Origin of the sequence: Sporocytophaga myxococcoides DSM 11118 (assembly GCF_000426725.1) — a bacterium.
GTDB classification, from domain to species: Bacteria; Bacteroidota; Bacteroidia; order Cytophagales; family Cytophagaceae; genus Sporocytophaga; species Sporocytophaga myxococcoides.
The window spans coordinates 249,627-269,615 of the sequence record NZ_AUFX01000004.1 but is presented as its reverse complement, the minus strand read 5'-3'; the positions used below and the strand labels follow the sequence as shown (position 1 = coordinate 269,615).

The window sequence follows — 19,989 nt, the reverse complement described above, 5'->3', positions numbered from 1 at the left end:
CACCAGCCTTATGTTAGACTTTAAAAAATTAACAGAGGAGCTATTTGAAAAGGATGTTTTGTTGTGTATCAGAACAAATTCTCCTACTTTCAGAATGTACGGAAAGCAAATCCGTGGCAAACTTGAATCTATTTACAATGGGACTAAAAAGGTGCTTACGATTCTTTCAAACTCTCTGACAAGAGAAGTGCCGATTGATGATATCGATTTTATTTCGGAAGATAAATATGTGTAGATAAAGAATAGCTACTTTAAAATATTGTGAATCCTGCTCTTTCAGCAGGATTTTTTTGTGATGTTAAATAAAAAAATAAACGATTTAAAACCTCTTTAGTCTGGAAATAGTAAAAGAAGTATTACAAATTCCTAGTATTATGAAAATTCTGATGACTATATGTTGCCTGTTTTTGAGTGTGTTAAGTTTTGCATCTCAAATTCCTGAATGGGCCAGAAAAGATTTTGAACGAAAAGGCTTGAAAGATAAATTTGAACTTGCAGACTACCTGCGCCCTTCTTTTCTGGAATCCGATCTCAATGGCGATATGAGTACTGATATCGCAATCCTGGTAGTTGAAAAGCAAACCGGAAAAAAAGGTATTATTATTCTTCATCAGAATGACCCGAATGTATATATTTTGGGTGCTGGTAATTCCTTTGGAGATGGTGGGAACGATTTTGTGAAAATGGAATCCTGGAAAATTATCAATGATGTTACTATTCGCAGGAATGATAGAATCAGGACTGGTATAGAAGTAAACTTTATGGAAAAGAGTCCGGCTGTAATCATCTTTGACGGAAAAGAATACAACTGGCAAGTCCAGGAAGGGTAATGGATTGAAAGTTATGCAGCATAAACTAAGCTTCCTTCAATTTAGAGGGAAGCTTTTTTTATTAATAAAATAATAGCGAATATTGTATAAGTGGAATTAGTTTTTAAAGATTTAGAAATAATTAAAGAATAAAATAATGAATAATAACCTGGTTAAAATTTCTCTTATACTTAATGGATTATTGGTTGTGGCGGTTGCTGTACTTTTTTACTTTCATTTTAAGCAGCCAAGTTCAGTAGCTGCAACTTCTGAGGGAAAAACAGAAGATACAGTGAGTATAGCAAATATAGAAATGCCGAAAGTGCCCAACGCCAGAAAGATAGTTTTCTTTAACTATGATTCTCTAACTACCAAATACGAATTCTTTAAAAAGATTCAGAGAGATATGGAAGCAAGAGCCAGAGGTATCGAAAATGAGTTGATGAAAAAAGAACAGAAGCTTCAGGAAGATTATGAGTTCTATCAGAAAAATGCCGGAGCAATGACAGAGCAGCACAGAGAGGCAAAAGAAAGGGAATTAACAACTGCTCAACAGGAGTTAATGGCACTTAAAGAAAACAGATCAGAGCAATTTGCCATTCAGCAGCAGGAGTTGAACAAACAATTAATGGATAAGCTTTATGGGTATTTCAACAAGCTTTCAAAGGAAAATAACTTTGACTATATCCTTACTTATCAGAAAGGTCTGCCAGGCGTAGTTTTTGGTGCAGATAGTCTGGATATTACTAAAGAACTTGTTGAAGGTTTGAACAGAGAGTATAAGAAGAAATAATAAAGCTGAAAGCTTAATGTATATTCAAAAGGCCTCATCCTGACTTTCCTCAAAACGAAGATTTAGGACGAGGTCTTTTTGTCATTCATAAAAAAAGCTTCTCAATTTTGAGAAGCTTTTTTTATGAATGATTGGTCAAACCTTATTTATTTGGCTGAGGAGTATATCTCAGGTAAGGCTTTATTCTTGTAACTCCTTTAGGGAATTTTGCAGGAATATCTTCATCTTTTACAGCTGGAACAATGATGCAATCTTGTCCGTCTCTCCAGTTGGCAGGAGTTGCTACACTATAGTTTGCAGTTAATTGAAGTGAATCAAGAACACGAATGATCTCATCAAAATTCCTTCCTGTACTAGCTGGGTAGGTAAGGATTAGTTTCACTTTTTTGTCTGGTCCAATAATAAATACAGAACGAACTGTTACATTTTCGCTGGCATTCGGGTGGATCATATCATAAAGAACTGCAACCTTTCTGTCAGGGTCAGCAATTAATGGAAAATTAACATTGGTATTCTGGGTTTCATTGATATCGTTGATCCAGCCATTGTGATCAGAAAGCGGGTCTACACTTACCGCAATTACCTTTGTATTTCTCTTATCGAATTCACCTTTGATTTTAGCAACGGCTCCAAGCTCAGTAGTACAAACAGGGGTATAATCTTTCGGGTGAGAAAATAAAATAGTCCAGCTATTTCCTATCCACTCATGAAAGTTAACGGTTCCTTGAGTTGTTTCCGCTGTAAAATCCGGTGCGATGTCTCCTAAACGTAATGACATATATTTTATAGGTTTATTTATTTTTGTTAATTGCGATGAATTTATAAAAGAATTCTGACCTGACAAACCAAATGAAATTATTCAGGTTAGAATTTTAGTTGTATAATTTCCACAATCAGTTTTAAAACAAATTTTTAACCTAAAAAATCCAATTATGATACGTACTGCCAATGCTGCCTGGAAAGGCGATTTGAAATCAGGAACTGGTTCCATCAATACAGAAAGTGGCCTGGTTAAAGACGCTACATACAACTTTGCCCGTCGTTTTGAAAATGAAAAGGGTACCAACCCTGAGGAGCTTCTAGGAGCTGCTCATGCTTCATGCTTTGCAATGGCACTTAGCCATGGTCTTGCTTCTGCAGGATTTACACCTGTAAAGGTGAGTGTGGAAGATAAGGTGAAGCTTGAAAAGGTTGGAGATGGTTTTAGCATCACAACTATTGAGATCAACTGTGAAGCCGAAGTTCCTGGAATTTCTGAAAGTGAATTTTTGAAATTTGCGGAAGATACTAAAAAAGGCTGCCCTGTTTCCAAGGCACTTACAGGCGTTACTTTCGTCTTGAATGCAAAACTGAAGTCAGGAGTTTCAGCTTAATTGTTTAAATGAAAAGAGAGGGCAATAACCTTTATTCCGCCCTCTCTTTTTATTAATGTGATATTATTTTTTTGTTAATATTATCGTTGCTGAACCAGCTCGAAATATTCTCCTTGCTCATTACAGCCTCTGCACTTAAGCATATCTTTGAAGATCTCGGGTTTAAGTACTGATTTACCCTTAAGCATTCTCACGCATTCTTGTATACCTTCTATAATGGAAGGATGAGGATGTATAAGTTCCGCGAGTTCTTCAATCCCTTTGTCCATGGATATTAAAAGTGCCACTGCCTGAATGGCGCTGGATGCATGAACTCCTACTGCTCGCATTCCGAGAATTTTCATCTCGTCATCATTGGTTACAAGTATTTTAAAGAAGCCGTTTGTGTTTCTCATAGCTATGGCCCTTGGAATCAGACTATAGTCTATGCTGACGACTCTGTAAGGTATTCCTTTGCTTCTGGCATCCTGTTCGTTCATTCCTACGCCAGCTGTTTCTGGATTCAGGAACATAATGGTTGAAATGTTTTTATAAGTCAAAGGTTTTGGGTTTAACCCAAACATTTTTTCTACTGCATGCCTGCCCTCCAACTCACCTACATTGGCAAGCGCAAAGTCTGAAGTGAGATCTCCCACTGCATATATATTAGCAACGGTAGTTCTTGTATCTTCATTTACAACAGTACAGTTATCATTGATTACTACCCCTACTTCTTTAGCTCCAAGGTTTTCAGTATTAGGAATCCTGCCGACTGATACAAGTGCTTTTTCAACATTATGTATTTCAGAGTGACCGTCTTTGTATTTTAATTCATACTCAACCCTTCCGTCTTTTATCTCCATCCTTACTAGCTGAGAATTTTTATGGATAGTTACCCCATTGTCTTCAAGATTGGTTTGAGTGGTTAAAGAGATATCCTCATCCTCAAAGGGAAGAATTCGGTCAGCCTTGTCAATCAGGTTTACTTTTGTTCTCCCGAAGTTTGAAAATATAGTGGCCCATTCGCAACCTATCACTCCGGCGCCAAGAATTACCATGCTTTCAGGAAAGTCGGTAAAGCATTCGATACCATCGCTGGTCACTATTATTTTTTCATCAATAGGTATATGAGCAAGTTTTCTTGGCCTGCTTCCGGTTGCAAGCACAATATTGTCTGCAGATATAATTTCCTCATCACCATTACTTTTTTTGAGGAGTACATCATTGGCAGACACAAGTCTCGCTTCAGCCTTGGTATAGCTAAAGAGGTCTTTTTTCTTTCTTTGAAGTAAAAGGATGTGTGTTTCAAGCTGTACCTTTCTCAAAAAGATAGCTTCTTTAACATCATTAAGGATTTCCTTGAAATCTACTTTTATTTCAGTACAAGCATATTTTTGAAGTCTCTTTCTTGCAAGAGATACATCTCTGGAAAGTTCCCAGAATGTTTTGGAGGATAGTGCACCGTTGTAAACTCCCGCTCCCCCGATTTTGCTCTTTTCAACCAAAAGTACTCTTTTGTTGAGGTCCAAAGCCCTCATGGCAGCAGCGTATCCGGCAGGGCCGCCTCCAATCACACAAATATCAAATCGATTCATAAAAAATATTTTCTTCAAAGGGGACTTCTCTCAACATGTGCCTGAAACCTTACCTTTAAAATCATGTCCTAATTAAATTGTTTCTTCTAACGATTAAAACTTTATTTGGATTTTTTTCAAGATTATTTCCTCTGCGTGTTATTCAAACATATTTACATTTTAAGAATTTTATTTAATGTAATTAAATACCCTGATTGAGATCCTGGCTTTCTATCTATAATTTATGAGTAACATAATTATTTATAAATCAGAGGAAAGTTAATGATCTGAGGAGAGTATTAAATTTTATTATTAATAAAATATTCATTAGTTTTCTCCATAAAATTATTAATAGGGGCGACAAAAGTTTGTTTTATTTAGGTAAAAACTGTTATGGAAAATACTGGCAATACTGGTGGACAGCGCCCGAAAAAGGATAATTCGAAAACTATACTTGTTTTAGTCATTGTAGCTTTAATTGGCGTGATCTGCTTGTTGATTTATTCAAATATGCAGCTGAGTGATGAGCTAGAGATGAGAAGTCAGCAAATGGAAGCTGATAGTACAAGCCTTTCTTTAAAGACCCAGGAACTTGATGAGCTTGCCCTTGCTTATGAGAGAATCAGGATGGAGCGCGAGGAACTTGGACTGGTTAAGGATTCCCTTAATAAAAAAATTGAGTCTTTGAATCTGTTCATGGCGGAAGTACGAAAAGGCAATGGCAAAGCAATTAGTCACATGAAAGACATGATTGCCAGGCTTAAGTTGGAACTCACTAAAGAGGATAATCAGATAACAGCACTCAAACGCGAACGTGATTCTCTAAAGATCAATGTGAAGACCTTAACAAAGAGAACACTTCAGATGAAAGATTCTCTGAATTATCTGCATGTTACCAGGGAGGAACTAGAAGAAAAAGTGGCAGCAGCTTCTGTCCTGAAAGCTGAAAATATAAAGGTGTCTGTCATAAATGCGAAAGGCAAAGAGTTTTTTAAGGATCAGTACAAAGCAAAAAACATTGATAAACTAAAAGTCACTTTCGTTCTGGCTGATAACATCGTCGCCAGGAAAGACAAAAAGAATTTGACCATGCGCCTTATAGAACCAAGTGGAGCTGTGCTTTTCGATCTTTCTACCGGTGGTGGATTTTTTAAAGCAGAGGGCAAAGATCTGGCTTTTACAGAAAATCAAACTATTCATTTCGATAATACAAATCAGACAGTGACTTTTTATTATCTGAAAGGAAGTAATTATAAAGTAGGTAACTATACTATTGAACTATATTCTGACGGACATAAAATCGGAGAAACAGATCTCCAGATCAAATAACTTTTTATCGATCTTTAATTAAAAGGACTGTACTGTGTATGGTCCTTTTATTTTATAAAATCCATTAAAATGCTTCTTTGATATTGATAAGAGATAGCAAAAGCTGGTGAAGTTATCAAATTGTTTTGCTCAACCTTAATAATTTTTTCTCTGTATCTTCTCTGTTGCCTCTGTAAAATGATTTTACCATATTAAGTAACTAAAAAGAGTCTCTCATTTATAAATCTCAAGTTGCTCATCTCGCTAATCATGACTATTTTATGCGTGTTAATGTTATATGTATTTTAATCTGAGATTTCTTAGTTTAGGAAACTATGGAAGAAGGCGCCAATAAAGAGAAAAATAAAATCGGTCTTATCAGTGCTATTTGCGTGGTTGTCGCAAGCATGATTGGAACAGGGGTATTTACAGGTCTGGGATTCCAGGCAGCAGGAGTGAAATCTGTTTCTGCATTGCTCCTGCTTTGGCTTATTAGTGGAGTAGTTACTATTTGTGGCGCACTTACATATGCCGAACTTGCCACACATATGCCCAGATCAGGAGGGGAGTATCACTATCTGTCAAAAATTTATCACCCTCTTGTTGGTTTTATGAGTGGCTGGATTTCTCTGACTGTTGGTTTTGCAGCACCTATCGCAGTTTCAGCAATGGCTTTTGGTTTTTATATTTCCAAAGTTTATCAAATGGATAATGAGATCTTAGCCACAGGTCTTATAATTGTCCTTACTGTTCTTAACCTATTTGGATTAAAGACTGGCAGTAGGATCCATAATCTGGCTACGATCTTTAATGTAGTTCTTGTTGCCGTATTTATCTATGTTGGATGTTTTTTTGTAGAATCGAAGCATTTTGAAGTTACTTTTGACCAGCAAGATTTTAATGCCATTATAGATCCCGCATTTGCTGTCTCCTTAATTTATGCATCTTTTGCTTATTCCGGTTGGAATTCCGCTGCTTACATTGCAGGTGAAGTTAAAGAACCAACAAGGAATCTACCCAGAGCGTTATTCTTTGGCACATTGATCGTGCTGGTGTTATATGTACTGTTGAATTTTGTTTTCTTGTATAATGTACCTTTAGAAGAACTGGCAGGAAGAGTAGAGATAGGTTTCATCGCAGGCATTAGAGTGTTTGGTAGATTAGGAGGTAAACTGGTTGCCCTATTGATTTCAGTTGGGTTAATAGCTTCTGTAAATGCTTTGATAATCACCGGTCCCAGGTTAACTCAGACAATGGGTGAAGATTATCCCGCTCTTCAGAAAATCTCAGTTAGCAATAGATTTAAATCTCCATGGCTTGCTATTTTGCTTCAATCATTTATTGCGCTTATACTTATTTATACATCTACTTTTGAGTCTGCAATTACCTATATAGGTTTCACTATCAATTTATTTTCAATACTCACAGTTGCCGGGGTTTTTATTTTCAGATTTAAAACGAAAAATAAAATCGGAGATAAAAAGGAGTATAAGACTTGGGGGTATCCTCTGGTACCTATTATTTTTATTGCACAGCAGTGCTGGATGTTATTTTATCTGGGAAAGGAAAAGAGTGGAGCATCATTAGCTGGTGTGATTACTGTTGCAATTGGTGTTTTACTTTACTTTATTGTGAATAGAAAAAATCATCAGAAGAAAGAAGCTATAGAAATTTTCTAAGTTGTTAAACCAATTTTTAATTAGTTATGTGGAAAGCAAAAAAGTTCTTTTATTATCTGTCAGCCTTTATAGTGTTATTCTATGCTTGCACGAATGATACCAAAAAAGAAAAGCCAGATAAAGACAGCCTGGAACAGCAGAAGAAACAAGATACTTTAAAAATAGATGAGCCTATGCAGGCATACCTTGAAGTTAAATGAACTTTTTAACCATCTTTTAATATTAAGAAGACTAAATGTAACATAGTATAGGTTGCAGTACTAAGAAAACATGGTAAGGTTTAAACATTTGTAAGTAAATTCTGATTTAGGAATAAATAAAATGTTTATAACTAATGAAAAGTAAAGTGATCTTCAAAGGAATTTTATCATCGCTGCTTTTCTCTTCTGTTACAGCCTTTGCTCAGGATGAAAATATCACACTTCTTCTGCATAAAGATACAACTGCTGCTATCAGAAGGGTGGTTCAACATCCCTATAAATTCAGGGTTCAGGTCGTTTACACTCAGGTGCGGAAAGATTCTGCAGGTAAATTAGCATTTGTTGCTTCTGATTTCAGAATTAATGATGATGAGTATTTTTATCCTGCAACTCTTGTTAAACTGCCAATTGCAGCTCTCGCTCTTGAAAAAATCAATAGCCTCCATACAAACGGACTTTCCAAAGATTCCTACCTGAAAGTATTAGCGCCATATATTTCAAAGAAAGAAAAACCTGTGACAATCCGGGAGAATATCATAAGGATGTTGGTTCTGAATGATAAGAATGCCTTCAATCGTCTTTATGAATTTCTCGGTCAGGAGTATATCAATAGCAGGCTGGAACAACTGGGCTATAAGAAGACCCGTATAATTCAAAGGTTTAATATTGGTAGCGAAGAAGAAAACAGAACCACTGGTCCGTATGTCGTTACCGATAGCCTTGGTAAGACTTTATATAAAGGTGGGAAAGTGACTTGCAGGAAAAAGTTTACTAATCCGACTAAAGAAACTAAAATCGGAACTGGCTACATCGACGGAAAGAAGTTTGTACGAGTAGCGAAAGATTTTCATAACAGTAACAACTTTCCACTGAGTGAAGCCCACAGAATGCTTATCTCTGTAATTTATCCTGGAGAAACAGCACTGGAGAATAGATTCAATATTAGTGCAGAGGATTTTGAGTTTCTTAAGACAGCATTAGGATACTATCCGAAAGAAGCAGGTATATTGGAATGGATGAATGATGAAAAGATTTATGATACTCAGGAAAAATTTTTATTTGCAGGAGCATCGAAAGATAGTCTTCCGCATGGATTAAGAATTTATAACAAAGCAGGTTTTGATTTTGGCTTCATCGCTGATTGCGCCTATATTCAAGACAAAGAGAAGGATGTTGAGTTTTTTGTATCCGCTGTTTTATATACAAACAGCAAAGATATTTTAAGCGAAGAAGGATATGAATATAAAGAAAATGGGTATCCTTTTTTAAAAGAATTAGGTAAATTGATTTATTATCACGAAATTCGAATCAAAGATATAACTGTCAAATAAAGTAACCCTAAAAAAAGCAGAGAGGACCGCCCTAACGGTCCTCTTTCTTTTTAGCTCTCTTAGTAGAGAGTCACCACCTCAGGTTTATCAGGCATCTTAACTTCTTCAAGTTCACCTTTATAATTTTTTCTTTTAACTTGTTTTATGTCAATGATTATATTGTCGTTTGGGTTGAGTTGTGTGCCAATATCGTTAACGCTAATGGTAGTCGACTTGAAAGTTTTTGAAGGACTACCTCTTCTTCCGCGTCCCACGGACATAGACCATTCAGTAATGTTATAGATAGCTTCTTGAGGAAGCATTCTTTGAAAATCGGGATTGGGTACCATCCTTACGCTGATATTTCTGACAGTTTTTGCTTCCACTCCCACACGAGGATCTATGACCCTGCCATTCACTCTTACTTCAACCGTTGGGGGCGGAATAAGCTTTATTGTAAACTTTTGTTCTCCAATATAATTGCCGTTGCTATTTACTTTTAGAGAGACTATAGGAATGCTTCCTGTCGGAACGACCATCACTTCACCTTTTTTAGAACCCTTGGTTACACTTGCTCCTTCTACCTTGAAGTCCGGATTATAATTGTTAGCAAGAGCAGGAACCTGTACATTCAACTTGTTGCCGCAGTTTTTATAGAGTACAGGTGGCGTTGCAGACTCGACCTGAATCACGGGCTCGGTAACTATATATTCTTCCGTGATGGTATAGATAGTGTCCTGTCCGTTGGGCTTTTTAATTTTTATTTTTCCAGTCCATGTTTTTTTAATCTCTCCTCCAATGTAGTTTCCACCACTTGCAGTAAATGAAAATTTCCCTACTCCATTATTATCTACCACAAGATCAGCATTTCCAACACTTATTTTAGGCTTGTCTGAGTTGGTAATGGCGGTCAAAAATACATCGGCCTCATACTTCATACCTGCAGGTATAATTTTAGTTCCTGTGCGGACCATTGGTATTAATTCATCAACTTTATATTCATCTGCATCAAGCTTTTTACTTTTGGCATCTAGTACAACAGCTTCAATACCTACCACTCTGGATTCCATTTCGCTTAAGGCTGCCAGTGCCGCGACTAATGGTGTTTGTCCAAAGTTCAACTCTGCAAAATCTTTATTCCTTTGGTCCGGATTATTTTTTAGTAAGGGATCTTCAGATGCATCAAGAGCGATAGCACCGAATTTTTTATCCGAACGTTCATTTACGAAGCTTACATAATCATTCAATTTTTTCTTAAGCTCATAAGCCTTACCATTTTTTGCCGCACCGATCATGATCACTTCAACCTCTGTTTCTTCTTTAGCTCCTTTCAAAGTTCCGTCTTCTTCCAGGCCTCCGGTCTTGGTAATCATATCCTTTTTCAGATTATCTATGAATGTAACAAGGTCACGGGTTCTCTGGGAGATAGCTTCAGCTTCTTCTTTTAGTTTTACTTCATCCGCTTTATTGCCTTTCTGTTTTACTGCAGATGCAATGTTTTTAAGTTTTTCACTGCTGATTTCTTTTGTTTCGGATACAGTCTTTTCAAGACTATCGTTGAGGTACTGGAATTTATATATCAATGCCGAACTTACCTGAAGTGCAAGCAATGCGGTTAAGACGAGGTACATCATACCTATCATCTTTTGTCTTGGTGTTTCTTTAGATCCTGCCATATTAGTATAGTGTTAAGTTTCCACAAATAATAATGGCGCGCCGTTTTAAGTCATGACTGAAGAATTTTCATCTTCGACCTCATAATACAGATAGGAGAAAAAGATACAGGATAAAAAAAGATTTTTTTCTGAGAGAAGGATGGAAGATGATTTTTTCGGAATTCATTCCTTAATAATCTGACAGATAATCAGTGAATTCAGTTTTTATTGGTAGTTACTTTCTTAACAATACTACTCATCATAGACGGTACTATGAATTGATGGAATGGTTTTATAATAGTGAAATAGAATCTTCCGAAGGCATTATGAAATCTTACAGGAGTCGTAAGTGTGAATACATAATGATCATTTCCGTTTTTTATAAGGTGAAACAAAACTCTGAAGTCAAGATGTTTATCGTCTTCCCCGAGCATTACCTCATTGTCGTTTTTATCAAAGACCTTGAACAGTCCAAGGCCATTTCCCTTCTCAACTTTGAAGAGTTCTCTCTGACCCTTTCTGTCGTTAAGTTCAGAAACTTTCAGGCCAAATATTTTAACAACAGTATTCCTAAGGGCAAATAGTTTTTCAATCCATTTGGGGGAAGAGTCGAAGAAGGCATAGACAAGGTCATTGACAGTAATTTGATAGGCAGAGTGGAATTCTGTTTTATATGAGTCAGAGTAATCTGCAAAAGGGAAGTTTTGATTGATTAAAGCACTTTCCCGAGATGTTGTTTTTTGGGCCTTCATGATTAGGAAAAAAATTCGGGACTAAAATAGTCCCGAATTTTTCATTATGCAAGCTCTTTAGGCTGAAGTAGTTTATTCAAAAGAGATATGCAATTTACTTTACCTTAAGTCGAATAACTATTTCATAGTAATTTAGATAATCATATGTTTAAAAAGTAATGGCATATAAAGACAGTCAATATTTATAAGTTTAGTATTTCCCATTTTCAAGAATATATTTAGCAAGCATTTTGCCTGCTTTGGCATAGCATTCCTCCATTCTTACACCAGCATCAAAAGAGCCGAACCCAGATGCAGAGGCACCTTCCACATTTTTTACTCTAAGCTTGAGGAGTACAACCTCAGGATTATCTGATTTAACAAAATAAAAATCAATATCAGCCAAAGCAGGCTGGCTCCCTATTGTGCCTGTATAGAACCCCGGATCTAGTTTTACAGTTCTGACAATAAGAGTGTATGTAGCATCAACACTTTTTTCAGCTTTGATATTTTTCTTTTGCATGTATTTGTTAAATAATACCTCGAATCTTTTAGGGAAGTCTTCTGACTTATTTTGCTCCCACTGTTGTACCCAATAATCTCCCTTTCCTTCTGACCTTGCATTTTTCTCTTCACGTTTTTGTCCTAGGTAGTCTTCTTCTGTCATATCGCCGACCATCATTCCTCGATAATCGAAGCGCAGATTCAAAGTGGTTTCTCCTTTGAGAATATAAAGTCCTCCAGGTTTTTCCTGATAGATTTGCTGTGAAAAGCAGGGGATGGAAATACAGATTAATAATAGAGTATAGAGGGAAATTTTATTAAGCATAGATTAAACTTTCAAGAATGTAAGGAAATGTGATAGTAGATTTTAGTATTGGAATTCATTAATAGTAACTATTATTTAAATGCATATTCTGCTATATACTTCGCAAGTTGTTTCCCTGCTTTTGCATAGCACTCTTGCATTCTCTTCCCGGCGTCATAATCAGCTGATCCCTCTACATTGCTTAATCTGAATTTGCAAAGAACAACTTCAGGTGAATCAGTTTTTACAAAGTAAAATTCAAAATCTGTAACCGCTGGTTGAGCTACTATCGTTCCGCTTATCCACCCGGGATCTATTTTCAAGGTTTTAACTATTAATGTATAGGGTGTAGCATTGTCGCTTGTTTTCAAACCTTTTTTGGCAAGATACTTATTGAAAAGTATCATAAATTTCCTTGGGAAATTCTGTTCCTTGTCCTGCTTCCAAGAAATTAGCCACCGTTCTCCAGCACCTTCACTGCGGGATTCTTTTTCTTCCATCTTTTCTTCAAGAAAATCAGCTTCAGGAAATTCTCTTATTTTCAAGTCTGAATAATCAAATTTTATTGTTATTTGCTTCTGATCCTTTAAGAATTGTAATGCCTCTGTTTTCTGTTGATCGGTTTGCTGCGAGAATGCCAGTTTGGGCGTTATAATTAAAAGCAAATAAAGTAGATAATACTTTATATAAATTTTAAAAGCTGTCATGATATCTTTAAAAAATTATCAAATTAAAAGTTAAAGTTAGTCAAATATTACAGTCTTATTTCCGCTCACAAAAACTCTCTCTTCAAATACAAGCTTCAGTGCTTTTGCAAGAACATTCTTTTCTACATCTTTTCCTGCAAGGGCCATGTCTGAAGCGCTATGGGAATGAGCAACCGGAAGAATGTTTTGTGCAATGATGGGGCCCTGGTCCAAATCTTCATTTACGAAATGTGCAGTAGCACCTATGATTTTTACTCCTCGTTCGAAAGCCTGAGCATAAGGACTCGCACCTATGAATGCAGGAAGGAATGAATGATGGATGTTGATGATCTGGTTAGGATACTTTGCTATAAATTCCGGGGAGAGAATACGCATGTACTTCGCAAGCACTATATATTGGAAGTCCAACTCTGAAAGCACCTGATGAATATATTTTTCATGGTCTTCTCTTGATCTGTTTTCGTGACTTACATAATAAAAAGGAATATCAAACTTTGAAGCTATCTTATCAAGAATCATGTAGTTGCTGATCACTGCTTCAACAGACATGTTCAAATCTTTAAAATAATTTCTCACAAGCAAGTCACTCAGGCAGTGGTGTTCCTTAGTAACCATTAGTACAACTTTTTTCTGTTCTTTTTGAGTGAGCTTAATTGTTGATCCTGTGGGGAGAATTTCCCTTAATTCTTCTAAAAGAGGTTTTTCAGGAAAGAAACCTGTGAACTCCGTTCTCATAAAAAACCAACCTCTGTTTTTATCTACAAATTCAGAGTTCTCTATAATGTTAAGATGGTTTTTATATAATAACCCTGTTATCTTAAAAATCAGTCCTTTCTCGTCAGGACAGTCAATCAGCAAAATCGTGTTTTCCATGAAACTATATTTTTGCAAAATTAAACGCATTTAAGGGAGAAAAGAATGATTTGTTGGATGATTTTGTTTTATTTAAAAATGGTATGCATGCATAACATTTTTCCCGATTATGCGTTTCTACCAAAAAAACCAGAGTTATGAAGCCTTATCAAACGGTTTGTTTCCATATTAAGACTACCTGGCATGCAATTTCCAGGATGTACAATGAGCAGGCTGCAAAATTTGGGTACACAGCGTCAATAGGTTATGTCCTTTTGTATATAGATAATGTAGAAGGAACTCCGGCTACGAAAATTGGTCCATTGATCGGAATGGAGCCGAGAAGCCTTACCCGAATGCTGAAAGGTCTGGAAGAAAGTGAATTGATCCGCAGAGTACAAGACAAAAAAGATAAAAGGCTTGTGAAGATATTTCTGACCGAAAAAGGCAAAGAGAAAAAGGAGATGGCGAAGAAGGTTGTCAGAAGGTTTAATCAGGTTGTGCGTGAGGAGATTCCGGAAGAAAAATTAAAAGTATTTTTTGAAGTCGCGGAAAAAATAAATAGTATTATCGATCATAAAGAAATTTATAATAATAAAACCGAAAACACTAACACTTTTTAGTATGACCAGAAAAATCAAGAAAGTTGCTGTATTGGGCTCTGGTGTGATGGGTTCACGAATCGCCTGCCATTTCGCAAATATCGGAGTGGAAGTGTTGTTACTGGATATCGCACCTAAAGAACTTAATGACGCAGAAAAAGCTAAAGGTTTAACTTTAGAAAGTAAGGTGGTAAAAAACAGGATCGTTAACGATGCTTTGCAAACAGCCATCAAATCAAACCCTGCACCTTTATATGATGCAGATTTTCAGAAGAGAATAAGCACAGGGAACTTCGATGATAATATGAAGGAGATTGGAAGTTATGACTGGATCATTGAAGTTGTTGTAGAAAATCTGAATGTTAAAAAGATTGTTTTCGAAAGTGTAGAGAAATTCAGAAAGCCCGGAACGCTTGTGACTTCTAATACTTCCGGTATTCCGATTCATTTAATGGCAGAAGGAAGAAGCGTAGATTTCCAGAAAAACTTCTGCGGTGCGCACTTCTTCAACCCTCCTAGATATTTAAAACTTCTTGAAATAATTCCTACTCAAAAGACTGATCCGGAAGTTGTAAAATTCCTGATGCATTACGGAGATCTTTTCCTTGGAAAGACCACTGTACTGTGTAAGGATACTCCTGCTTTCATAGCAAACAGAGTAGGTATTTATTCCATCATGGAAGTGCTGAATGTAATGGGTGACCTAGGTTTGAATATAGATGAAGTAGATAAACTTACTGGCCCGGTAATCGGAAGACCCAAATCTGCAACATTCAGAACTGCTGATGTTGTTGGTCTTGATACTTTAATTAAGGTAGCTAATAACCTTTATGAAGGTCTTCCAAATGATGAGTCTAAAGATGCCTTTAAACTTAAGGATTATCTGAAAGTGATGGATGAGAAGAAATGGTATGGAGACAAATCAGGACAAGGTTTTTATAAGAAATCAAAAAGTGCTGAAGGAAAAACTGAGATCCTTTCTCTTGACTTAAAGACAATGGATTATGCTCCTCAGCAAAAAGTAAAATTCCCAACCCTCGAGCAAACAAAAACCATTGATGATCTTAAAACCAGAATGAAAGTTTTGCTTGCAGGTCAGGATAAGGCAGGGGAGTTTTACAGAAAATCTTTTGCAGGAATTTTCAGATATGTAACAAACAGAATACCTGAAATTTCTGATGAGTTATATAGAATAGATGATGCCATGAAAGCAGGCTTCGGATGGGAACTTGGTCCTTTCGAAACATGGGATGCTGTAGGTCTTGAAAAAGGTCTTAAAGTAATGGAAGAGCTTGGTAAAAACCCAGCTCAGTGGGTTTATGATCTGATAGCTGGAGGAAACAAATCATTCTATAAAGTAGAAGACGGAAAGAGAAAGTATTATGATATCCCCTCAAAATCTTACAAAGAGATTCCGGGAACAGAAGACTTTATAATCCTTGAAAATATTAAAGGAAATAAAGTTGTATGGAAAAATACTGGCGCTTCATTGTATGATATCGGTGATGGCGTTCTGAACCTTGAGTTCCATACAAAAATGAATACACTTGGAGGTGAGGTAATAGAAGGTATTAACAAGGCCATCAACCTTGCTGAAAAGGATTATGCAGGTCTGGTAATAGCTAATGAAGCTCCGAACTTCTCTGCTGGAGCGAACCTTGCACTTCTTTTAATGTATGCGATCGAACAAGAATACGATGAAATCGATTTCATGATCCGTACTTTCCAAAACACCATGATGAGAGCCCGGTATTCCTCAATCCCTGTAGTTGTTTGTCCACATGGACTTACACTTGGAGGTGGTTGTGAAATGAGTCTTCATGCAGACGCTATTCAGGCACATGCGGAAACTTATATCGGCCTCGTTGAATTCGGCGTAGGTTTGATTCCTGCCGGTGGTGGTACAAAAGAAATGACATTGCGAGTGTCTGATGCTTATGAAGAAGGCGATATTCAATTAAATTCTTTAAAAAATGCTTATATGAATATTGCTACTGCGAAAGTTGCAACTTCAGCACACGAAGCAAAGAGAATGGGATATCTGAGAGTACAGGACGGCATCTCTGTAAATGCTAACAGAGTAATAACAGATGCAAAAAACAAAGTACTTGAACTTGCAAAAGAAGGATATTCTCAACCTAAGCAAAGAAGAGATATTAAAGTGCTTGGTAAAAATGGTCTTGGTATGTTCCTTGCAGGAGCTAATTCAATGGTTTCCGGTCGCTATATCAGCGAGCACGACAAATTGATATCTGAGAAATTGGCTTATGTAATGTGCGGCGGAGATCTTTCTGCTCCAACCCTTGTATCTGAGCAATACCTGCTTGACCTCGAAAGAGAGGCATTCCTTTCTCTGACAGGACAAAAGAAAACGCTTGAAAGAATTCAAAGCATTCTTACAAGCGGTAAACCTCTTAGAAACTAAGAGGTAATTATTGAAACTACTAAAATTTTAAATCCAACGACTATGAATACATATATAGTAGCAGGTTACAGATCAGCAGTGGGGAAAGCTCCAAGAGGAGTATTCAGATTTTTTCGCCCCGACGATCTTGCCACAGAAGTAATTAAACATCTTGTTAATTCTGTTCCCAGTCTTGACAAAGAAAGAATAGATGATGTGATAGTGGGTAATGCAACACCAGAGGCTGAGCAGGGATTGAATATTGGTAGAATGATTTCTCTGATGGGATTAAATACGGTAAAAGTTCCAGGCATGACAGTCAACAGGTACTGTGCTTCAGGTCTTGAAACAATTGCAATCGCTCATGCTAAAATCAGTGCAGGGATGGCAGATTGTATTATTGCCGGTGGAGCGGAATGTATGAGTCCTATACCTTTCGGTGGTTGGAAGATCGTTCCGAACTACGAACTGACAAAAGAGCACGCAGACTACTACTGGGGAATGGGATTAACAGCTGAAGCAGTTGCAGATCAGTATAAAGTATCAAGAGAAGATCAGGATAATTTCGCTTTTCAATCGCACATGAAAGCGTTGAATGCCATCAAGAACGGTTTGTTTAAAGATGACATTGTCCCTATCACAGTGAAGGAAACTTATCTTGATGAGAACGAAAAGAAAAAGACCAGAGAATATGTAGTTGCAAATGACGAAGGTCCGAGAGCTGATACAAACATAGCTTCTCTTAATAAACTAAAACCCGTATTTGCAGCAAACGGATCCGTTACTGCAGGGAACTCTTCTCAGACATCAGATGGAGCAGCGTTTTTATTGCTAATGTCTGAAAAGATGGTGAAGGAGCTTAATGTAACGCCGATTGCAAGAATGGTATCTTATGCCACTGCTGGGGTAGAACCAAGAATTATGGGTATCGGTCCGATCGATGCAATACCAAAGGCTGTGAAAATGGCTGGTATGAAGCTTGACGATATTGACCTTGTAGAACTGAACGAAGCATTTGCAAGTCAGTCTCTTGCTGTGATCAGAGAAACAGGTCTTAACCCTGATAAAGTGAATGTAAACGGCGGAGCGATCGCATTAGGCCACCCTCTGGGATGCACAGGAGCTAAGTTGTCTGTTCAGATTTTCAATGAGTTGAAAAGAAGAAATAAAAAGTACGGCATGGTTACCATGTGTGTTGGTACAGGTCAAGGCGCCGCCGGCATATTTGAAATGCTGTAAGAAATTAAAGTCCTTTTCTTTCGGGAGAAGGACTTAGGATGAAATCCTATTAAATATTTTTAACCTAAGAACTTAATACACATATTAACTATTAAGAAAATGACGACACTAACTAAGAAAATCAAAGGAGGCGAGTTCATTGTTAAAGAAACTGAAGCCGATAGCATATTCATCCCTGAAGAATTTAATGAGGAGCAAAAGATGATTGCCGACATGGCAAAAGATTTTTTGAGAACTGAAGTGCTTCCTAACCTTGATAGAATAGACGTTCAGGAACCTGGACTTATGGAATCTCTTCTGGTGAAAGCCGGAGAGCTGGGCTTACTTGGAACTTCTATACCTGAAAAATATAATGGTTTCGGAAAAGACTTTAATACGTCGCTTCTGATGACTGAAGTAGTTGGTGGAGGGCATTCATTTGCTGTTGCGCTAGCAGCCCATACTGGTATCGGTACTTTGCCTATTTTATATTTCGGAACAGAGGCTCAAAAACAAAAATATCTTCCGAAGCTTGCTACAGGTGAGCTTAAGGCTAGTTACTGTCTTACAGAGCCAGGATCCGGATCAGATGCCCTTGCCGCAAAGACAAAGGCTGAGTTGACTCCTGATGGAAAACATTATATTATCAATGGTCAGAAAATGTGGATTACCAACGCGGGTTTTGCGGATGTATTCATTGTGTTTGCGCAGATCGACGGCGATAAATTTACTGGCTTTATTGTTGAGAAAGGTCCTGGAGTGACGCTTGGTAACGAAGAGCACAAGATGGGTATCAAGGGATCAAGTACACGGCAGGTATTTTTTAATGACTGTAAAGTGCCTGCAGAAAATGTTCTTGGACAGATAGGTAAAGGTCACCTGATCGCATTCAACATTCTGAATATTGGACGTATTAAACTTGCTGGAGCAGCCCTTGGTGGATCCAAGAGAACAAGTACATTGTCTATCCAGTATGCAAAAGAAAGAATTCAGTTTAAACAACCGATTGCAAATTTTGGAGCTATCCAGCATAAACTTGCAGAGCAGGCGGTACAGATATTCGCTGTAGAGTCTGCAATGTACAGAGCCGGAGCTGATATCAATGCTTCAGAGGAGAAGTTGATGAGCGAAGGTAAATCTCAAGAAGAAGCTCTGCTTGGAGCAGCTCAGGAGTTTGCAATAGAGTGTGCAATATTGAAAGTGGCAGGATCTGAGGTGTTGGATTATGTATCAGATGAAGGCGTTCAGATATTTGGTGGTTATGGTTTTTCAGCTGATTATCCGATGGACAGGGCTTACAGAGATTCAAGAATTAACAGGATCTTTGAAGGAACCAACGAGATCAACAGATTGCTTACGCTTGATATGTTTATGAAGAAAGCTATGAAAGGCGAGATCGATCTGATGGGTCCTGCAATGGCTGTTCAGAAAGAACTAACAGGTATTCCGGAGTTTGGGAACGATGATGATGGTTTCCTTGCTGCTGAGAAAAAAGCTATTAAAAATTTCAAAAAAGCCTTATTGATGATCGCAGGTGCTGCGGCACAAAAGTACATGGATAAGCTAGCTTATGAGCAAGAGATTGTAATGAATCTTGCGGATATAGCAATCCTTACTTATGTTGCTGAGTCGACATTGTTAAGAGCAGAGAAGCTAAAGAACATTAAAGGTGAAGAAGCTGCGAAACATGCCCTGGAGATCGCTAAGATCTACTTGAATGATGCTGCAGATAAAGTAAACATAGCAGGTAAAAATGCTATCAATGCAATGGCTGAAGGAGATATGCAAAGAATGATGCTAATGGGACTGAAGAGATTTACGAAAGTAATTCCTTATAATACCAAAGATGCAAGAAGAAGATTGGCAGCATATCTGATTGAAGCAAACCAATATCCTTTCTGATTTTTTTCATACGCAATTATAAGTAAAGAAAGGCTGTTCTCTAGGAGGACAGCCTTTTCTGATTTAATAGAATATTACTGATAGT

At 37.2% G+C, this 19,989-nt stretch carries 19 protein-coding genes; 12 read left to right on the top strand and 7 right to left on the bottom strand.

Annotation, left to right across the window (positions count from 1 at the left end):
• Nucleotides 1-10 precede the first annotated feature (10 nt).
• The 3 genes from K350_RS0104060 to K350_RS0104050 all read left to right on the top strand — a co-directional run bounded on the left by K350_RS0104060 (nucleotide 11) and on the right by K350_RS0104050 (nucleotide 1,602).
• On the top strand, nucleotides 11-235 hold the full coding sequence (locus K350_RS0104060; protein ID WP_028978806.1) for a hypothetical protein: 225 nt from the start codon (nucleotides 11-13) through the stop codon (nucleotides 233-235).
• Nucleotides 236-374: 139 nt separating this feature from the next.
• Nucleotides 375-830, top strand: coding sequence for a hypothetical protein (locus K350_RS0104055; protein ID WP_156026921.1), 456 nt, complete (start codon nucleotides 375-377; stop codon nucleotides 828-830).
• 136 nt (nucleotides 831-966) lie between these two features.
• On the top strand, nucleotides 967-1,602 hold the full coding sequence (locus tag K350_RS0104050) for an OmpH/Skp family outer membrane protein (protein ID WP_028978804.1): 636 nt from the start codon (nucleotides 967-969) through the stop codon (nucleotides 1,600-1,602).
• Nucleotides 1,603-1,744: 142 nt separating this feature from the next.
• Here the strand turns inward: K350_RS0104050 and K350_RS0104045 are convergent, their stop codons facing one another.
• On the bottom strand, nucleotides 1,745-2,380 hold the full coding sequence (locus K350_RS0104045; RefSeq protein ID WP_028978803.1) for a peroxiredoxin: 636 nt from the start codon (nucleotides 2,378-2,380) through the stop codon (nucleotides 1,745-1,747).
• Between the two features lie 154 nt (nucleotides 2,381-2,534).
• Between K350_RS0104045 and K350_RS0104040 the strand changes: the two genes are divergently transcribed.
• Nucleotides 2,535-2,975, top strand: coding sequence for an OsmC family protein (locus tag K350_RS0104040; protein ID WP_028978802.1), 441 nt, complete (start codon nucleotides 2,535-2,537; stop codon nucleotides 2,973-2,975).
• A gap of 80 nt (nucleotides 2,976-3,055) precedes the next feature.
• Here K350_RS0104040 and K350_RS27325 read toward each other — a convergent pair whose 3' ends face one another.
• Nucleotides 3,056-4,549 carry a dihydrolipoyl dehydrogenase family protein gene (locus K350_RS27325; protein ID WP_037573920.1) on the bottom strand — a complete coding sequence of 498 codons (1,494 nt, stop codon included), beginning with the start codon at nucleotides 4,547-4,549 and terminating at the stop codon, nucleotides 3,056-3,058.
• 372 nt (nucleotides 4,550-4,921) lie between these two features.
• Between K350_RS27325 and K350_RS27320 the strand changes: the two genes are divergently transcribed.
• From K350_RS27320 to K350_RS0104015, 4 genes are all read left to right on the top strand, one after another.
• Nucleotides 4,922-5,857, top strand: coding sequence for a hypothetical protein (locus K350_RS27320; RefSeq protein WP_051312852.1), 936 nt, complete (start codon nucleotides 4,922-4,924; stop codon nucleotides 5,855-5,857).
• Nucleotides 5,858-6,171: 314 nt separating this feature from the next.
• Complete coding sequence (locus K350_RS0104025; RefSeq protein ID WP_028978801.1) at nucleotides 6,172-7,515, top strand: APC family permease; 1,344 nt, start codon at nucleotides 6,172-6,174, stop codon at nucleotides 7,513-7,515.
• A 26-nt stretch (nucleotides 7,516-7,541) separates the two neighbouring features.
• Complete coding sequence (locus K350_RS32250) at nucleotides 7,542-7,715, top strand: hypothetical protein (RefSeq protein WP_156026919.1); 174 nt, start codon at nucleotides 7,542-7,544, stop codon at nucleotides 7,713-7,715.
• Nucleotides 7,716-7,849: 134 nt separating this feature from the next.
• On the top strand, nucleotides 7,850-9,046 hold the full coding sequence (locus K350_RS0104015) for a serine hydrolase (protein WP_028978800.1): 1,197 nt from the start codon (nucleotides 7,850-7,852) through the stop codon (nucleotides 9,044-9,046).
• A gap of 59 nt (nucleotides 9,047-9,105) precedes the next feature.
• On the opposite strand, the gene porM is transcribed toward K350_RS0104015, so the two are convergent.
• The 5 genes from porM to purU all read right to left on the bottom strand — a co-directional run bounded on the left by porM (nucleotide 9,106) and on the right by purU (nucleotide 13,799).
• A complete protein-coding gene (gene porM / locus K350_RS0104010) occupies nucleotides 9,106-10,701 on the bottom strand; it encodes a type IX secretion system motor protein PorM/GldM (RefSeq protein ID WP_028978799.1) in 1,596 nt (531 codons plus the stop codon).
• A gap of 197 nt (nucleotides 10,702-10,898) precedes the next feature.
• The gene (locus tag K350_RS0104005) at nucleotides 10,899-11,432 is read right to left on the bottom strand and encodes a DUF2867 domain-containing protein (RefSeq protein WP_037573916.1); all 534 of its coding nucleotides are present in this window, start codon (nucleotides 11,430-11,432) and stop codon (nucleotides 10,899-10,901) included.
• A 190-nt stretch (nucleotides 11,433-11,622) separates the two neighbouring features.
• Nucleotides 11,623-12,240, bottom strand: a complete 618-nt coding sequence (locus tag K350_RS0104000) for a hypothetical protein (RefSeq protein WP_028978797.1) — start codon at nucleotides 12,238-12,240, stop codon at nucleotides 11,623-11,625.
• Nucleotides 12,241-12,311: 71 nt separating this feature from the next.
• Nucleotides 12,312-12,926 carry a hypothetical protein gene (locus K350_RS0103995; RefSeq protein WP_028978796.1) on the bottom strand — a complete coding sequence of 205 codons (615 nt, stop codon included), beginning with the start codon at nucleotides 12,924-12,926 and terminating at the stop codon, nucleotides 12,312-12,314.
• A gap of 36 nt (nucleotides 12,927-12,962) precedes the next feature.
• Complete coding sequence (purU, locus tag K350_RS0103990; RefSeq protein WP_028978795.1) at nucleotides 12,963-13,799, bottom strand: formyltetrahydrofolate deformylase; 837 nt, start codon at nucleotides 13,797-13,799, stop codon at nucleotides 12,963-12,965.
• Between the two features lie 137 nt (nucleotides 13,800-13,936).
• Here purU and K350_RS0103985 point away from each other — a divergent pair, with 137 nt between their 5' ends.
• The 4 genes from K350_RS0103985 to K350_RS0103970 all read left to right on the top strand — a co-directional run bounded on the left by K350_RS0103985 (nucleotide 13,937) and on the right by K350_RS0103970 (nucleotide 19,904).
• Entirely contained in the window at nucleotides 13,937-14,401 is a 465-nt protein-coding gene (locus K350_RS0103985; protein WP_028978794.1) for a MarR family winged helix-turn-helix transcriptional regulator, read from the top strand.
• A gap of 1 nt (nucleotide 14,402) precedes the next feature.
• Nucleotides 14,403-16,805: a 3-hydroxyacyl-CoA dehydrogenase/enoyl-CoA hydratase family protein gene (locus K350_RS0103980; RefSeq protein WP_028978793.1), complete on the top strand. Its 2,403-nt coding sequence runs from the start codon at nucleotides 14,403-14,405 to the stop codon at nucleotides 16,803-16,805.
• Nucleotides 16,806-16,847: 42 nt separating this feature from the next.
• Nucleotides 16,848-18,023, top strand: a complete 1,176-nt coding sequence (locus tag K350_RS0103975) for an acetyl-CoA C-acyltransferase (RefSeq protein WP_028978792.1) — start codon at nucleotides 16,848-16,850, stop codon at nucleotides 18,021-18,023.
• Between the two features lie 99 nt (nucleotides 18,024-18,122).
• Nucleotides 18,123-19,904 carry an acyl-CoA dehydrogenase family protein gene (locus K350_RS0103970; RefSeq protein WP_028978791.1) on the top strand — a complete coding sequence of 594 codons (1,782 nt, stop codon included), beginning with the start codon at nucleotides 18,123-18,125 and terminating at the stop codon, nucleotides 19,902-19,904.
• Nucleotides 19,905-19,989: the final 85 nt, after the last annotated feature.